Below are 15,377 nucleotides of genomic sequence, written 5' to 3'. Positions count from 1 at the left end.
ACCGCCTCGCCGCCCGCAAGCTCACGCAGTGTGGCAGACCTTGACCGCTCATTGTCAACACTGTCACCCGGCGGACGCCAACCGTGGCCGATTCGGGTGCCGATTCGGGAGCCGACTGGGCCCGGTGTTCGGCGGGTACCGCACTCCCATGGCTCCCGACCAGACCCAGCAGGAACGCGTGACCGAGGCGACCCGGGCGACCGAGCGGCTGATGCGGCCCCAGGTCGTACCGGTGAACGTGTACGAGACCGACGGGGCGCTGGTGATCGTGGCGCCGCTGCCGGCCGTGCAGCCGAGCGACGTCACCATCGAGCTGTGGCCCGGGCGCCTGCGCATCACCGCCTCCGTCCGCTCGGCGCCGCCCCGCAACTACCTGATCCACGAGTGGAACTACGGCGGCTACGAGCGGGAGCTGGACCTGCCCACCGGCTTCGGCGCCAGCCTGGAGGCCAGCCTCGCCAACGGCCAGCTCGCCGTCCGGGTGCTCCGCGGCGAGTCCGCCGAGAAGCTCTCGATCACGCCGAGCGCGTAGCTCCGACCCCGACGACGGGGAGCGTGAGGGTGGCGCAGGTCCCGCCCCGGGGCGACGGGGTGAGCGTCAGGTCGCCACCCGCCGACTCGGCGGTCTGGTGGGCGATGTCGAGGCCGAGGCCGGTCGAATGGGCCCGACCTCTCGTCTCGCCGCGGGCGAGGACCGCGGCCGCGTCGGCGATGCCGGGGCCGGCGTCGTCGACCCGGACCTGCGCCATGCCGCCGCCCTCCACCAGCGCCAGCGACACGGCGTACGACGTGCCCTCGGGCGTGTGGTTGAAGACGTTGTCGAGCAGGGCGTCGAGGGCCGCGCCCAGCTCGTCGACCCCCGCCTCGACCTCCACCGGGCCCGCCGCGGCGACCTCGGCGTCGACGTCGAGCGTCCACGGGCGGCCGTCGTCGTCGGCCAGCGCCCCCCAGAACGCGGCCCGCTCCCGCACGACCGCGGTCAGGTCGGCCCGCGACCGCACCGCCCCCTCGTGCAGCGGGCGCTGGGCGGCCCGGATCAGCTCGGTGACCGACGCTTCCATCCGGTCGACGTCGGCGACCAGGTCGGCGTCGCCGGCCGCCTCGGCATCGAGGCGCAGGGCGGTCAGCGGCGTGCGCAGGCGGTGCGAGAGGTCGGCCACCCGGGCGCGCTCGGCCGACCGCAGCTCGTCGATCCGGTCGGCCAGCAGGTTCAACGCCCGGGCGGCGTCGGCCAGCTCCGGCGTGCGACCCGGGACGACGCGCGCCTCCGGGTCGCCCGCCGCCAGCGTGCGGGCGGTGCCCGCCAGGGCGGTCGCCTCCCGGGTCAGCGAGCGACCCAGCCGATCGGCGATCAGGCCGGCCGCCGCCACGAGCGCCAGTCCGACGCCCGCCAGCGCCGCCCACGACCGGGCCACACCCCGCTCCAGCAGCGACGACGGCAGCCGCGCCCGGACCACCGACGTGTTGCCGGCCTCCGTCACCACCGGGGTGTAGAGCACGAGCCCGTCACCGTCGTGTTGGCTGAACGCCTCGCGCTGGGCGAGGGCCAGGGCGTCGGTGTCGGCCGGCGACTCGTCGCCCACCCGGGAGCCGTCGGGCAGCCACAAGGTGAGCCGACCGTCCTGTCCCGTCGCGGTGCCGGCGACGGCGCTGAACAGCCGCGACGTGTCGTCCGTGGTGGCGAGGGCCGGGGCCATCGCGGCCATGTCGCGCTCGGCGCCGCTGACCGCCCGGTCCCGCGCCACCGACCGCACCAGCCCCGCCAGCGGCACCACGAACGCCACCACCACCAGGGCCGTGGCCGCCACCGTGATGCCCAGCAGCCGCCGTCTCACGACGGACCCGGGTGTGGTTGGGGCGGTTCGAGCTTTATGCCCACGCCCCGGACGGTGTGCAGGTAGCGGGGCTCGGCTGCGGTCTCGCCCAGCTTGCGCCGCAGCCACGACAGGTGGACGTCGACGGTCTTGTCGCTGCCGCCGTAGGGCTGGTGCCACACCTCGGCCAGCAGCTCCCGCCGGGTCACCACCTCGGGGCTGCGACGGGCCAGGCACGCCAGCAGGTCGAACTCGAGGCGGGTGAGGTCGAGGTCGGCGCCGGCCAGGCGGGCCGCCCGCCGCGCCGTGTCGACCACCAGGTCGCCCCGCCGCAGCTCGGCCGCGGCCGCGTCGTCACCGTCGGCCGCACCGCGCCGCAGCACCGCCCGGATCCGGGCCTCGATCTGCGCGGCCGCGTAGGGCTTGACCACGTAGTCGTCGGCACCGGCGTCGAGCAGCTCGACGATCTGGGCCTCGTCGTCCCGGGCCGTGGCGACGATCACCGGCACCCGCGAGACGCCGCGCAGCATCCGCAGGACGTCGCTGCCGTCGAGGTCGGGCAGGCCCAGGTCGAGCACGACGACGTCGGGCTGCCAGTCGACCACCGCCGCCAGGGCCGCCCCGCCGCTCGCCTCGGCGCGCACCACGTGGCCCGCGGCGGTCAGCCCCCGCGCCAGCACCTCCCGGATGCGCTGGTCGTCCTCGATCACGAGCACCGACGCCATGACCCGGCACGCTATGGCCAAGCGACCCGGGCCCGACGGCCCTTAACCCAGGCTTAGGGGTCGTTTGGCCGTCGTCTAGAGGTCGGCCCGGCATGATGCTGGCGTGCGGCGATCGCTCACCTTCACGGCCGCCTGGCTGGCCGCGGCTGCCGTGGCCACGACGGCGGCGTGGCAGGGCGTCGGCCTGGTGACCAACCAGGTGACCGACGACCGGCCCTCGGCCCTGGCTGCCAGCGACGTGAGCGACAGGCTCGACGGGACGTCCCCGACGACCGCCACCGCTCCCCCGACGTCGCCCACCACCAGCGCTTCGACGCCATCGACGACCACCCCCGACGACGAGGCGGTGATCGTGCCCTACGACCTGGTCGGGGGTCGCGCCGCGCTGCGGTTCACGCCCACGGCCGTCACCGTGGAGTGGTCGAGGCCGAACCCCGGCTTCAGCGTGAAGACCGAGCCCGAGGACGGCAACGGCTACCGGGTGGAGTTCGAGAGCGAGACGCACCGCAGCCGCGTGACGGGCTGGTGGGACGGCGGTCCTCAGGACGAGCAGCGTGAAGATCCCCGCTGAACCAACCCTTAACCGTCGATAGAGGACCCGTTAGCGGGCCCCGTCGGACAGTGGAGCCATCGCAACTCGACGGAAGGACACGCGATGAAACTCCCCCTCACGACCGCACGCCTCGGACTGGTGGCTGCCGGTCTGCTCGGCACCGCCGGCGCCGTGGCGCTGACCACCACCGGCTCCGGCGCCGACGACCCGCCGGCCACCAGCTTCCAGCCCGCCTCGTCGGACGACGGGCCCGGCGACATCAGCGGCCCGTGCGACGAGGCCGAGCACGCGGGCGACCCCCGCTGCACCGGCGTCACGACCCCGACCGCCCCGACCACGACTCCGTCCACCGCTCCCTCCCCCGCCCCGGCACCGGCTCCGGCCTCCTCGGGCTCCCACACGATCCCGACGGCGGGCGGCACGGTGGCCTACACCGTCGACGGCGCCACGTTGCACCTGGCCAGCGCCATGCCGGCCGCAGGTTGGAGCGTCGAGGTGGAGCAGTCTTCGGGCCGGGAGATCGAGCTCGACTTCCGCTCCGGCTCCCAGCGGGTGCAGGTGAACGTCGAGCTCGAGGGCGGCCAGGCCCGTGAGCGGGTGCGGCTCCGTGACGACGCCGACGGCACCGACGTCCGCGTCGAGGACGGCGTCGTCGACCACGACCGGCTCGACGACCACGGTGGCGACGACAACTCGGGCTCGGGCTCCGGCTCCGACGACCACGGTGGCGACGACAGCTCGGGCCACGGCTCCGACGACTGACCCACCCGGGCCAGCCGTTGCGGCAGCCCACCCCCGGTGACATCATCCGACGATGTCACTGGGGGTGGGCTTCTACGGTGCGGGGTTCATCACCCGGTTCCACCGCGGGTACCTGCGTGACGCCGGCGTCGACCACCGGATCGTCGCCGTCCACGACCCCGACCCCGAGCGCGCTGCCGCCTTCGCCGCCGCCACCGGGGCCACGCCGGTCACCGAGGACGAGCTGCCCGACCTGGTCGACGCCGTCTACGTCACCGCCTGGACCTCGGAGCACCCCCGCCTCGTCGCCAAGGCCGCCGCCGCCGGCAAGGCCGTCTTCTGCGAGAAGCCCCTGGGCGTCGACGGCGACGTGGTCGACCGGATGGTCGCGACGGTCACCGAGGCCGAGGTCGTCAACCAGGTCGGCCTAGTGCTGCGGTACATGGCGCCCTTCCGCCTCGTCCGCCACCTGCTGGCCGACGAACGGGCCGGCCGTCCCCTCGCCGTGGTCTTCCGCGACGACCAGTTCATCCCGATCCAAGGCCTCTACGAGTCGACCTGGCGCGTCGACCCCCAGCGCTGCGGCCACGGCGCCCTGCTGGAGCACTCGATCCACGACGTCGACATCCTGCGCTGGTGGCTGGGCCCGGTGGCGTCGGTGTCGGCCACCACGCAGAGCTACCACGGCCACCCCGGCATCGACGACGTGGCCAACGTCCGGCTCGACTTCGCCTCCGGCGCCACCGCCACGCTCGTGTCGGTGTGGCACGACATCCTGGAGCGGCCCAGCATGCGCCACGTCGAGGTGTTCTGCGAGCGCCTGCACGTGGTGGTCGAGGGCGACGCCGTGGGCCCGGTGCGCTGGCGGTTCACCGGCGAGCCCGAGCAGCGCGTCGAAGGGGCAGAGCTGATCGCCGAGCTGGCCGGCCGGGACGACCACGACGCCAACCCGGCCCGCGCCTTCCTCGCCGCCGTCGCCGCCCACCGCCCCGCCCACCCCGACTTCGCCGCCGCGCTGCCCGCCCACCGGCTGGTCGACAGCATCTACCGCTCCGCGGCGGCCGACGGCGAACTGGTCCGCGATGCCGAGCACGTCCACCCCCGGGGGGACGCGCGCGTTCAGCCCCCGGGGTGACGACGGCGGGCGGCGTCGGGCTTACCGTCGGACACATGTCCGCACAGCCCTTCCCACCTGCCCAGACCACCCGCAAGGACGAGGCCGACAGCATGCTGATCGCACTCGGCGGCATCTGGGCCGCCGTGGCCGCGATCAGCATCTTCTCGCCCGACATGGTGTCCGGCAGCGAGCAGCAGCACATGCCGGTCGCCGCCTTCGCCACCTGGATCTGGGGCGCCGTCGCCACCTACGGCATGACCCGCTACTGGGTCGCGGCCCGCCGCAACCCGACCGGCGGCCAGCTGCACCGCCAGCTGTCGGTCGCCGTGGCCGCCCTGTGGCTGGTCGCCGCCGCGGTGAGCGTGTTCGGCCCGGTCATGGTCACCGGCAGCGACCCCACCAGGATCCCCTTCGGCGCGATGTTCGCTCCGGTCGTCGCCACGGTCCTCACCTTCCTCGCCCGTTCCACCGCCGAGCTGCTGGACTGACGGCTCCACCGGGGAACGGCGCGCCGCGGGCCGTGGTGGGGCAACGAGGAAGCGCCACGCAGAGTGCGGTGGGATGCTGTGTGGATGCGGGCGAGGCAGATGGCAGGCGCGGTGACCGTCCTGGCGACGGTGGTCATGGCGAGTTGCGGGGGCAACGGCGGGGGCGGAGCGACCGAGGAACCGGTGGCCACCGGCCCGAGCTCCGCCGCCGAACCGGCGGCGGCGAGGATCCGGGCGTGCACGATCGTCACGATCGTCGAGGTGGAGGCGCTGGTCGGCGCGCCGGTGACCGCCGGGCCCACGCCCAACAACGCCGGCGACGGGTGCGAGTGGACCGCCGAGGTGGTCGACGACGAGACGCGCTCCCGGGCGTCGCACATCGTCGGACTGCTGCTGCGCGACCCGGGGACGGCGTTGGACCAGGCGCTGTCGATCGAGGGTGACGTGGCGCCGGTCCCGGGGCTGGGCGAGGAGGCGCTGGTGGAGACCAGCACGTCGGGCTTCCCCGCGGTGATGGCCGGCTACCGCGACGCCGAACGGGTGGTCACCCTGCAGTACCACGTGAAGGCGGAGGGCACCTTCGACACCGACCCCCGCACCCGTCGGGACGAGGTGGTCGAGGTGCTGCGGTCGTTGCAGGAGCGGATCGCGGCCGCCGGCTGATCGGTGAACGAGCAGGTCGGAGGCTAGGTTCGGCGGCGATGGCGTCCCTGGCCCGTTGGTTGCGCATGCTGTGGCTGCCGCCCTGGCGACGGGCGCCGTTGCGGGCGTGGCGCAGCCCGTCGCTGTTCCTGGGCGTGGCCGTGGCGGCGTTCGTGCTGGGCGTCGCGGGGGCGTCGCGGCCGATGTTCGCGGCGTCGACGGCGCGGGCGTCGCTGAGCCGCGACGTGGAGACGGGCTGCCGGTTCGACGTCGGCCTGCGGGTGCAGCGCTCGGTGTCGGTGGCCGATGCCTCCGGGGCGTTCGGCCCGCAGGTCGACGAGGGCACGCAGGCGCTCGACGCCGCGGTCGGCCCGATCGAGGGCGTCGACCCGGCGGTCGTCACCGTGATCGGCGACCTGGGCCAGGTGGCGTTCGAGGGCGCCGACGAGCAGGTGCAGCTGATCGAGCGGACCGGGTTCCGGGACCACATCGACGTCCTCCGGGAGGCAGAGGAAAGCGACGGCGGCGTGTGGCTCACCGACACCGTGGCCGAGCGCCTGGGCGTCGACGCCGGCGACCGCGTCGACGTGGTGGTGGGCGACGTGGCGACTCCGGTACCCGTCAGCGGTGTGTACCGCGACCTGCGGGGCGGGCGCGACCGCTCCTGGTGCTCGCTGCGCTTCAGCTTCGAGCCCCGCAGCGCTGCCGGTAGCGCACCGCCGCCGGTGGCGCTGTTCGACGACGGCCGGCTCGTCCCCCTGCTCGCCGGGGCCGGGGTGGCCAACACGCCCGCCTCGTGGGAGTACCCGCCGGACGCGTCGGCGTGGGACCTGCCCACCGCCGAACGGGCGACGGCGGCGCTCGATCGGCTGGTCGACACCGTCAACAACCGCTCGTCGGACCTCGGCGCCACGATGGGGTTCGGGCGGACGAGCGCCGATCTGCCCCGCAGCGTCCACAAGGCGCAGCGCACGTCGGCGTCGGTCGAGTCGGTGGCCGGACCGGTGGCCCTCGGCACCATCGGCGTGGCCGTGGTGATGCTGCTGGCGGCGGCGCGCAGCTGGCTGACCCGTCGCTCGCAGGACGTGACCGTGCTGTCGTTGCGGGGCGCGGGACCGGCCGCGCTCGCCCTCAAGGGCATGGCCGAGCTCCTGCCCGCGCTGCTGCTGGGGGCCGTGCTCGGGGTGGGGTCGGCTGTGGCGGTGGTGCGGGTGATCGGTCCCGACCCGCGGATCGACCGGGAGGCGCTGGCCGACGGCGTGGTCGTGGTGGCCGTGGCGCTGGTGGTCGCCCTGGTGGCCCTGGCCGTGGTGGTCGGGGCGGGCGTGCGCCGGGTGGGCGTGGGCGCGGGCGGCGCGGCACCCCGCCGGTCGCTGCCGCTGTGGGAGCCGGTGGTGCTGGCGCTGGCCGGTGCCGCCTACTACGAGCTGCACACACGCCAGACGGTGGTCGACGACACCCGGGTCGACGGCCTGCTCCTGCTGTTCCCCCTGCTCCTGCTGGCGGGCGGAGCGGGGCTGGCGGCGCGGCTGGCACTGTCGGGTCGCCCCCTCGGCTGGCTCGCCGCCCGGGCGCCGACCCCGGCATGGCTGGCGCTCCGGCGCCTGGCCGCCGCCCGGCTGCGCGCCGGGTTGATCGTGACCGGTGCGGCCATCTCGATCGGCATCGTGGTGTTCGCCACCGCCATGTCGTCGTCGGTGAGCGCGACGGCCTACGCCAAGGCCACCCTGGGTCACGGCAGCGCCCAGGTGGTGCGGCTGTCGATCACGGAGCCGCCGCCCACCGAGCCGCCGCTGCCGGGCGTCAGCACGCTCGTGACCAGGACGAGCGAGACCGGCGTGATCGCCTCGGGGCACGACCGGGCCGACGTGCTCGGCGTGGAGCCTGACACGTTCGCCGACGCCGCCTTCTGGGACGACAGCTTCGCCGGCCCGTCGCTCGCCGGCCTGCTGGAGCGGCTCGGGCCGGAGGCCGACGCTGGCGGCGAAGCCGGCGAGAGCGCCGTGCCCGCCATCGGGGTGGGCGACGGGCTGCCCGACCGGTTCGTCCTGACGCTCGAAGGCGACGACGGTCCCGTCGAGCTGCCGGTCGAGGTCGTCGGGAGGGCGGACGCCTTCCCGGGCCTGGGCTTCGTCGAGCAGCGGCCACTGGTGGTGGTCGACCGCCGAGCCCTCACCGGCGCCGGGGTCACCGCCCACGCCGAGGTGTGGGTCGACGACCCGTCGCCCGCGATCGCCGAGGAGCTCGCCGACGACGGGCTCGACGTCGTGTTCGCCGCCCAGCCCGGCGCCGACGTGTCGGGTTCCCAGCTGCAGCCCCAGGTGTGGGCGATCGACTACCTGGAGGTGGTCGGCGTGGCCGCGGGCCTGGTGACGGTCGCCGGGCTCGGCCTCTACTTCGCGGCCAACTCCGAGCGCCGCCAGCTCGGGGCGGCCACGGCCCGCCGGCTGGGCCTGCCGGCGGCGCAGGCGGCCCTGGCGACCGCGCTCGAGGTGGCCGCCATCCTGGCCGCGGGCCTGCTCCTGGGGGTCGGCCTGGCGTGGTTGGCGGTGCGCCTGGTGTTCCGCCAGCTCGACCCGCTGCCCAACGCGCCGCCCGACGCCCTGCTGCGCTTCGACCTGTCGGTGGTCGCCGCCTGCGGTGCAGCGGCCCTGGTCACCGCCCTGCTGGTGACCCTGGTGGTCGAGCGGCGCACCGCCCGTACCTCTCTCCCGGAGCTGCTCCGTGACGCCGGCTGACGTCGACCCGGCCGAGGTCCCGGCCCCGACCCCCGCCGCCGTGTGCCGGGAGCTGGTGCAGATCTACGAGTCGACGGGCGGCGCCGTGCACGCCCTCCGGGGAGTCAGCGCCGAGGTGCCGGCCCGCTCGCTGACCGCCGTGGTGGGGCCGTCGGGGGCCGGCAAGTCGACGTTCCTGCGGCTGCTGGCCTGCCTGGAGCGGCCCACGGTCGGCGAGGTGGTGATCGACGGTGTGCCGACGGCCCACCTCAGCGGTCGGGCCCGACGTCGACTGGTTGCCCGGCGCATCGGCTACGTGTTCCAGTCGCCCGCCGACAACCTGCTCGACGACCTGTCCGTGGTCGAGCACGTGCGGATGGCCTGGCGGATGCGGGCGCCCGAGCCCAAGGGCGCGGTCGACGCCCTGCTCGCCCTCACCGACCTCGACTCGGTCGCCCGCCGCCGTCCCGCCGGCCTGTCGGTCGGCCAGCAGCAGCGGGTGGCGTTCGCCATGGCGATGGCGGCGAGCCCGGCGCTGGTCGTGGCCGACGAGCCGACCGCCAACCTCGACCCCACCGGCGCCGCGGCGCTGGTGGAGCTGCTGCCCCGCCTGGTCGAGGCCGGCCAGACGCTGGTGATCTGCACGCACGACCAGCGGGTGGTCGACGCCGCCGACAAGGTGCTGGTGATCAGCGGCGGCACCCTCGCCGCCGAGTCGACCGGTGGCGGCGAGCTGCTGGCGGTGCTCGACGAAGCCGACCGGGTGCACCTGCCCCGGGACCTGTCGGACCTGTTCCCGGGCCGGCGGGTGCGGCTCCGGGCCGACGGCGACCACGTCCGGATCGAGCAGCCGTGACCGAGCCCGCCGCGGCGACGCCGACCCCGACCGTGACCCCCGCCGTCGAGGCGACCGGTCTGACCGTCCGCCGGGATGGCGTCGTCGTCCTCGACGGCCTCGACCTGGCGGTGCGGCCGGGTGAGCTGGTGGCGGTGACCGGGCCGTCGCTGTCGGGCAAGACCACGCTGGTGGAGCTGCTGGCGGGCTGGTCGCGGCCCGACGCCGGCACCGTCCGCTGGGACGGCTCGACCACACCGCCGCCCTGGTCGCACCTCGGCGTGGTCCCCCAGGGGTTCGCCCTGCTGGAGGAGCTGACCGTGCTGGAGAACATCGACCTGGCCGGCCGCTTCGACCACGCCGACCGCCACGACGGCCACCGCCGGGACGGCCGCCCCGACCACCCCGACCGGGACGAGTGGCGTGACCACCTGCTGGAGCGCCTCGGCCTCGACCACCTCCGCCACCGCGGCGCCTTCGAGGTGTCGGTGGGCGAGCGCCAGCGGACGATGGTGGCCCGGGCACTGGCCGGCCGCCCGGCTGTCGTCCTCGCCGACGAGCCCGTCGCCCACCAGGACGACCGCCACGCCGGCGTGGTCCTCGACCTCCTCCGCGCCGCCGCCACCGACGGGGCCGCGGTGGTCGTCGCCTCGCGCTCGCCCCTCGCCGCCGACCGCACCGTCGAGCTCGGCCCATCCGACGTACCCGGCTGATTTCGCCTCGACGCAACCCGGCGGCCCCGAGCCGTTCGCCGCCCGTTCGCAACGCCTTCCTAGCGTCCCGGCCATGTCTTCCATGGCTCGTCGCTCGTTCCTCCTGCGCACCGGTGGTGCGGGGCTGGGTCTCGCCTTCACCGGCTCGCTGAGCCAGGTGCTGTCCGCTCCCGCCGGGGCCCTCCCGCTCCACGGCGGCCCGGCCCGCCGGGTCGGCTACGGACCGCTGGTGAGCGACCCCGACGGCATCGTCGACCTGCCCGCGGGGTTCCGCTACCGGGTCTTCTCCCGCACCGGCGACGACCTGCTCGACGACGGCCGCCCCGTGCCTGCCGCCCACGACGGCATGGCCGCGTTCCCGGCCGAGCGCCGCCGGACGTACCTCGTCCGCAACCACGAGATCGACCCCGAGGCGGTGGAGGAGGACGGCGTGGCGCCCGTTCCCCAGGTGCCCGGCCACACCTACGACCCCAACGGGCCCGGCGGCACCACGACGCTGGTGGTCGGCTCCGACCGCCGCCTGCTGTCGCACCGGGTGAGCCTCGCCGGCACCGCGGCCAACTGCGCCGGTGGCCCGACGCCCTGGGGCACGTGGCTCACCTGCGAGGAGACCGACGAGGTCATCGACGGTGTGAAGCACGGCTACGTCTTCGAGGTCGACCCGCAGCGCGGCGGCGACCCCCGCCCGCTCACCGCGCTGGGCCGCTTCGAGCACGAGGCCGTCTCGTTCGACGACAAGGGCCGCGCCTACCTCACCGAGGACGCCGACGGCCCCCACGGCTACTTCTACCGCTTCGAGCCCCGCCAGCCCCACGGCCACGGCCGCCGCGACCGCGACCGGGGTGCGTCCCTCCGCGCCGGCGGCGAGCTGAGCGCCCTGCTGGTGCCCGCCCTCGGCGACGCCGACCTGTCGTCGGTCACCGAGGCCGGCACCGAGTTCCGCCACGTCCGCTGGGTCCCGATCACCGTCCCCGACCCCGACGAGGGCGACACCATCCGCGAGCTGCACACCGCCACCCGCATCCCCAAGTGCGAGGGCACGTGGGCGGCGGACGGCTGCATCTGGTGGGTGTCGTCGCGGGGCGACGGACCCGACGCCGAGGAGGAGGGCGAGCGCAGCGACGGCGTCCACGGGGGCCAGATCTGGTGCTACGACCCGCAGCGCTCCACCCTGCGCCTGGTCGTGCGCTTCGAGCAGGACCACGACTTCGAGGGCCCCGACAACATCACCGTGTCGCCGTTCGGCTACGCGGTGATGTGCACCGACGGCGAGGACGACGACCAGTTCATGGCCGGCATCACCCCCGGCGGCCGCACCTTCCCGCTGGCCTACAACCGGCTCAGCAACCAGGAGTTCGCCGGCGCCTGCTTCTCGCCCGACCGCTCCACGCTCTTCGCCAACATCCAGGAGCCCGGCCTCACCCTGGCGATCTGGGGCCCCTGGCGCTAACGCCTGGCATGCTGACCCCCCACAGTCGAGAGGGGGGAACGTGAAGATCGACGCCGACGCCGCCGGGATGGACGCGGCGCGTCTCCAGCGCATCGACCAGCACCTGCAGACCCACTACGTCGGGCCCGGCAAGATCGCCGGCTGCCAGGTGCTGGTCGCCCGCCACGGCGCCGTGGCCCACCTGTCGTCGCTGGGCGAGCGCGACCGGGAGCGCGCTCGCCCCGTCGGCGACGACACCATCTGGCGGCTCTTCTCCATGTCGAAGCCGGTCACCGGTGTCGCCCTGCTCACCCTCTACGAGCGCGGCCTGTTCCGCCTCGACGACCCCGTGCACCGCTTCATCCCCGCCTGGCGCGACCTCAAGGTGCGCGACGGCGACCAGCTGGTCCGGCCCCAGCGGCCGATGACCGTGCGCGACCTGATGATGCACATGTCGGGCCTGGGCTACACGCTCGACAACCGCGACCTCGACGTCGCCATGCTGCGCCGGCCCCCGGCCACCCGCCTCGGCGAGGGCGGCACTTTGGAGACGATGGTCGACCGCCTGTCGGAGGCACCGCTGCGGTTCCACCCCGGCACCCAGTGGCTGTACTCGTTCGCGACCGACGTGTGCGGCCGGCTGGTGGAGGTCCTCTCCGGTCAGCGGTTCGACGACTACCTGCGCACCACGATCTTCGAGCCCCTCGGGATGGCCGACACCGGCTTCACCGTGCCCGACGACAAGATCGGGCGCTTCGCCGCCAGCTACACGCGCAACGCCCGCAAGGAGCTGGAGCTGCTCGAGGACCCCGAGAGCAGCCACTACCGGGGCGAGGTCACCTTCCTCTCCGGGGGCGCCGGCCTGGTGGCCACCAGCGCCGACTACCTGCGCTTCTGCCGGATGCTGCTCAACGGCGGCGAGCTCGACGGCGTCCGGGTGCTCAGCCGCAAGACCGTCGAGCTGATGCGCAGCAACCACCTGCCCGGCGACCGGACGCTGGCCGACGTCGCCCTGCCCGGCGGCTACGGCGAGGTGGGCTTCGAGGGCATGGGCTTCGGCCTGACCGTCGCCGTGAGCCTCGGCCCCGTCGCCACGCACGCCGTCGGCTCCGCCGGTGAGTTCATGTGGGGCGGCGCGGCGTCGACCCTGTTCTGGATCGACCCCGCCGAGGACCTGGTCGTGGTCTTCATGACCCAGCTCATCCCCTCGGGCACCTTCAACTTCCGGGCCCAGCTCAAGCAGCTCGTCTACGGCGCCATCGCGGACTGAGCCCGCCAGAGCGCCAGCTGCTCGCGGACCTCGACGGTGGTCACGTGGTCGGGCCCGAGCGCCCGCAGCACGTCGGCCATGAGGTCATCCAGCTGGGCGACCGCGACGTCGACGTCGCCCAGGAGGCCGTGCGCCTCGGCCAGGTGCCAGCGCCTCCTCAGGGTGTGGGAGTGGTCGTCGCCGTCGATGCGCCGGTGGTGGGCGACGAGCCACTCCAGCTCGGCCATCGCCGCGGCACGGTCGCCCAGCTCGGCGTGCAGCCGGGCGAGCGCCGACCGGGTGGCCAACGTGTCGCGGTGGGTCGGGCCGTAGATGCGCTGGCGCTCGACGAGCAGCTCCTCCATCGCCGCCCGGGCGCCGACCAGGTCGCCGGCCTTGCCCCGCCAGTAGGCCAGGTTGTTGCGCAGCACCGAGACGTCGCGGTGCTCGGCGCCCAGCACGCGCACGACGTCGGCCAGCACCGCCTCCAGCGCGGCGATGGCTGCCTCGGGGTCGCCGGCCGCCCCCACCTGGAACGCCAGGTTGCCGCGGGCCTGGAGCGCGATCCGGTCGTCGGGGTCGAGCACCCGCCCGATCACCTCCAGCAGGGCCTCGACCTGGGCGACCGCGCCCGCGGCGTCGCCCGCCTTGCCCAGCCAGTAGCCGATCTGGTCGGCCACGGTCAGCGTGTCCGGGTCCTCGGGCCCGACGACACGGGCGCGATCGGCGTGCACGGCCCGCAGCTCCCGCACCGCGGCCGCCGGCTCGCCGTCCATGCCGCGGGTGTAGCCCAGCGCCCGCCGGGCCTCCAGGGTGTCGACGTGGTCGGGCCCGAGCAGCCGCGTGGACTCCTCCACCAGCTCCTCCAGCAGCGCGATCGCCTCGGTCAGCTCACCGGCGTCGCCCAGCCACACGGCCAGCTCGTTGCCGATGGCCAGGGTGTCGCGGTGCTCGGTGCCCAGCCGCTCGACCGCCTCCCCGCGCAGCTCCCGACTGAACCGGATCGCGTCGGCTAGCAGCGCCGCGTCGCCGAGGCTGCGGGCGGTGCGCCGCAGTACCGGGTGGGCGCCGGCGTCCGGGTCCCACAGCGCGGCAGACCGGCGGCGGTGCAGGGTGAGGGCGTTGGTGCACAGCAGGCGGGAGTCGTCGTCGGCCCGGTCGACCGCGGGCCACATCTCCATGAGCGCGTCGGCGGCGGTGCAGGCCAGGGCGTCGAGCCGGGCATCCGGCAGGCCCTCGCGCACCGCCCGCTGCACCAGCGCGTGCACCCGCACCAGCGCGGCGTCGTGCGTCACGAGGTTGAAGCGGTGCAGGGCACGCAGCGCGTCGTGGACGTCGTCCTCGTCGTCACCCGACCCGGCTGCCAGCACCGCCTCGGGGATGCCGTTCGGGTCGAGCAGGCCGGCCAGCTCCAGCACCGGCCGCGCCAGCCCCACCGGCACGGCGCGGTCGGCGGCCTCGATCGACACGCCCCAGGTGGTGGCGACCGTGCCGGTGCTGCCGTCGAACAGGTCGTGCTCGCCGGGGAACAGCTCGGTCAGGCGGCGCCGCTCGTCGGCCAGGCGGCGGCGGTAGGCGCTGCAGCGCAGGTCCTGGTCGACCATGTACGCCGCCGCGTGGCCCAGCGCCAGCGGCAGCCGGCCCAGGTCGGCCGCCACGCCGCCGGTGTCGTCGGCGAGCCCGGGCGGCAGCTTGCCGGTGAGGTAGGCGACCGCCTCGTCCTCCGTGAACACGCCGACCTCCACCAGCTCGCGCGAGTCGCCCAGGAGCCCGGCGTCGCGCCGCCGGGTGGTGACCACCGTGCGGCCGGTCGGGTGGTCCGGCGGCCACAGGCCCCGCACGTCGTCGGCCGCGGCCAGGTCGTCGAGCACCACCAGCCAGCGCCGATCGGTGCTCGCCAGCCAGGCCAGGAAGCGGGCAGCGGCGTCCTCCGGCGCGTCGCCCTCGGGCCCGAGCACGAGGTCGCCGCCGGCGCGGGCGTAGGTCGACACGACGGACTGGCGGGTACCCGCCGGCACCCAGGCGAGGAGGTCGACCTGCTGCTCGTCCCACATGCGCCGGGCGAAGGCGGCCGCCAGCTGGGTCTTGCCGACGCCGCCCATGCCGGACACGACCTGGGTCACCACCGTGGTGCGGCCGGCGCCGGCGGCGTCGTCGAGCACCTCGGCGACCGTCCGGTCCTGGAACCCGTCGGCCCGCGGCGGGGGCACGCCGACCCGGTGGGGCCACGCCGCGGCGCGCCGCCCGCGGAAGTAGTTGTTCTGCACGCCGGTCCCGCCCGGCGCCACCACCTGCACGCCCTGGGCATCCCGGGCGTCGACCGATCCGCTCACCTGCCGCTCGACCGCCACGTA

At 75.1% G+C, this 15,377-nt stretch carries 14 protein-coding genes; 11 read left to right on the top strand and 3 right to left on the bottom strand.

Features of this window, described 5'->3' with window-relative positions; all coding sequences use genetic code 11:
• Positions 1 to 148 precede the first annotated feature (148 nt).
• Positions 149 to 532 carry an Hsp20/alpha crystallin family protein gene (locus VK611_28420; GenBank protein ID HMG45291.1) on the top strand — a complete coding sequence of 128 codons (384 nt, stop codon included), beginning with the start codon at positions 149 to 151 and terminating at the stop codon, positions 530 to 532.
• Here VK611_28420 and VK611_28415 read toward each other — a convergent pair.
• Together VK611_28415 and VK611_28410 are read right to left on the bottom strand one after the other, a co-directional pair.
• Positions 516 to 1,835, bottom strand: a complete 1,320-nt coding sequence (locus tag VK611_28415; GenBank protein ID HMG45290.1) for a HAMP domain-containing sensor histidine kinase — start codon at positions 1,833 to 1,835, stop codon at positions 516 to 518. The genes VK611_28420 and VK611_28415 overlap by 17 nt on opposite strands.
• A complete protein-coding gene (locus VK611_28410) occupies positions 1,832 to 2,539 on the bottom strand; it encodes a response regulator transcription factor (protein ID HMG45289.1) in 708 nt (235 codons plus the stop codon). The genes VK611_28415 and VK611_28410 overlap by 4 nt, the downstream gene beginning before the upstream one ends.
• Before the next feature lie 103 nt (positions 2,540 to 2,642).
• On the opposite strand from VK611_28410, the gene VK611_28405 reads away from it, so the two are divergent.
• The 10 genes from VK611_28405 (at position 2,643) to VK611_28360 (ending at position 13,044) form a co-directional block, all read left to right on the top strand.
• On the top strand, positions 2,643 to 3,110 hold the full coding sequence (locus VK611_28405) for a hypothetical protein (protein HMG45288.1): 468 nt from the start codon (positions 2,643 to 2,645) through the stop codon (positions 3,108 to 3,110).
• A gap of 84 nt (positions 3,111 to 3,194) precedes the next feature.
• Complete coding sequence (locus VK611_28400) at positions 3,195 to 3,854, top strand: hypothetical protein (protein HMG45287.1); 660 nt, start codon at positions 3,195 to 3,197, stop codon at positions 3,852 to 3,854.
• Positions 3,855 to 3,906: 52 nt separating this feature from the next.
• Positions 3,907 to 4,968 (top strand): Gfo/Idh/MocA family oxidoreductase, encoded by a 1,062-nt coding sequence (locus VK611_28395; protein ID HMG45286.1) that lies wholly within the window; start codon positions 3,907 to 3,909, stop codon positions 4,966 to 4,968.
• Between the two features lie 35 nt (positions 4,969 to 5,003).
• Positions 5,004 to 5,438, top strand: a complete 435-nt coding sequence (locus VK611_28390; protein HMG45285.1) for a hypothetical protein — start codon at positions 5,004 to 5,006, stop codon at positions 5,436 to 5,438.
• An 84-nt stretch (positions 5,439 to 5,522) separates the two neighbouring features.
• Positions 5,523 to 6,101 (top strand): hypothetical protein, encoded by a 579-nt coding sequence (locus VK611_28385; GenBank protein ID HMG45284.1) that lies wholly within the window; start codon positions 5,523 to 5,525, stop codon positions 6,099 to 6,101.
• 38 nt (positions 6,102 to 6,139) lie between these two features.
• The gene (locus VK611_28380; protein ID HMG45283.1) at positions 6,140 to 8,818 is read left to right on the top strand and encodes an FtsX-like permease family protein; all 2,679 of its coding nucleotides are present in this window, start codon (positions 6,140 to 6,142) and stop codon (positions 8,816 to 8,818) included.
• A complete protein-coding gene (locus VK611_28375) occupies positions 8,805 to 9,653 on the top strand; it encodes an ABC transporter ATP-binding protein (protein ID HMG45282.1) in 849 nt (282 codons plus the stop codon). The genes VK611_28380 and VK611_28375 overlap by 14 nt, the downstream gene beginning before the upstream one ends.
• Complete coding sequence (locus VK611_28370) at positions 9,650 to 10,345, top strand: ATP-binding cassette domain-containing protein (GenBank protein ID HMG45281.1); 696 nt, start codon at positions 9,650 to 9,652, stop codon at positions 10,343 to 10,345. The genes VK611_28375 and VK611_28370 overlap by 4 nt, the downstream gene beginning before the upstream one ends.
• A 73-nt stretch (positions 10,346 to 10,418) precedes the next feature.
• Positions 10,419 to 11,795, top strand: a complete 1,377-nt coding sequence (locus tag VK611_28365) for an alkaline phosphatase PhoX (protein HMG45280.1) — start codon at positions 10,419 to 10,421, stop codon at positions 11,793 to 11,795.
• A 40-nt stretch (positions 11,796 to 11,835) separates the two neighbouring features.
• On the top strand, positions 11,836 to 13,044 hold the full coding sequence (locus tag VK611_28360) for a serine hydrolase domain-containing protein (GenBank protein ID HMG45279.1): 1,209 nt from the start codon (positions 11,836 to 11,838) through the stop codon (positions 13,042 to 13,044).
• On the opposite strand, the gene fxsT is transcribed toward VK611_28360, so the two are convergent.
• Complete coding sequence (fxsT, locus tag VK611_28355; protein ID HMG45278.1) at positions 13,023 to 15,374, bottom strand: FxSxx-COOH system tetratricopeptide repeat protein; 2,352 nt, start codon at positions 15,372 to 15,374, stop codon at positions 13,023 to 13,025. The two genes, VK611_28360 and fxsT, sit on opposite strands and share 22 nt — an antisense overlap.
• Between the last annotated feature and the right edge of the window lie 3 nt (positions 15,375 to 15,377).

Source organism: Acidimicrobiales bacterium, assembly GCA_035316325.1.
Classification (GTDB): Bacteria; Actinomycetota; Acidimicrobiia; order Acidimicrobiales; family VFJN01; genus DASXTK01.
This window is presented reverse-complemented; position numbering and strand designations above follow the sequence as displayed.

Bases quoted from the DNA above. Each gene is read 5' to 3' on its own strand.
- VK611_28420 (HMG45291.1), top strand. From the start codon at position 149: ATGGCTCCCGACCAGACCCAGCAGGAACGCGTGACCGAGGCGACCCGG.
- VK611_28410 (HMG45289.1), bottom strand. From the start codon at position 2,539: ATGGCGTCGGTGCTCGTGATCGAGGACGACCAGCGCATCCGGGAGGTG.
- VK611_28400 (HMG45287.1), top strand. From the start codon at position 3,195: ATGAAACTCCCCCTCACGACCGCACGCCTCGGACTGGTGGCTGCCGGT.
- VK611_28395 (HMG45286.1), top strand. From the start codon at position 3,907: ATGTCACTGGGGGTGGGCTTCTACGGTGCGGGGTTCATCACCCGGTTC.
- VK611_28390 (HMG45285.1), top strand. From the start codon at position 5,004: ATGTCCGCACAGCCCTTCCCACCTGCCCAGACCACCCGCAAGGACGAG.
- VK611_28385 (HMG45284.1), top strand. From the start codon at position 5,523: ATGCGGGCGAGGCAGATGGCAGGCGCGGTGACCGTCCTGGCGACGGTG.
- VK611_28380 (HMG45283.1), top strand. From the start codon at position 6,140: ATGGCGTCCCTGGCCCGTTGGTTGCGCATGCTGTGGCTGCCGCCCTGG.
- VK611_28365 (HMG45280.1), top strand. From the start codon at position 10,419: ATGTCTTCCATGGCTCGTCGCTCGTTCCTCCTGCGCACCGGTGGTGCG.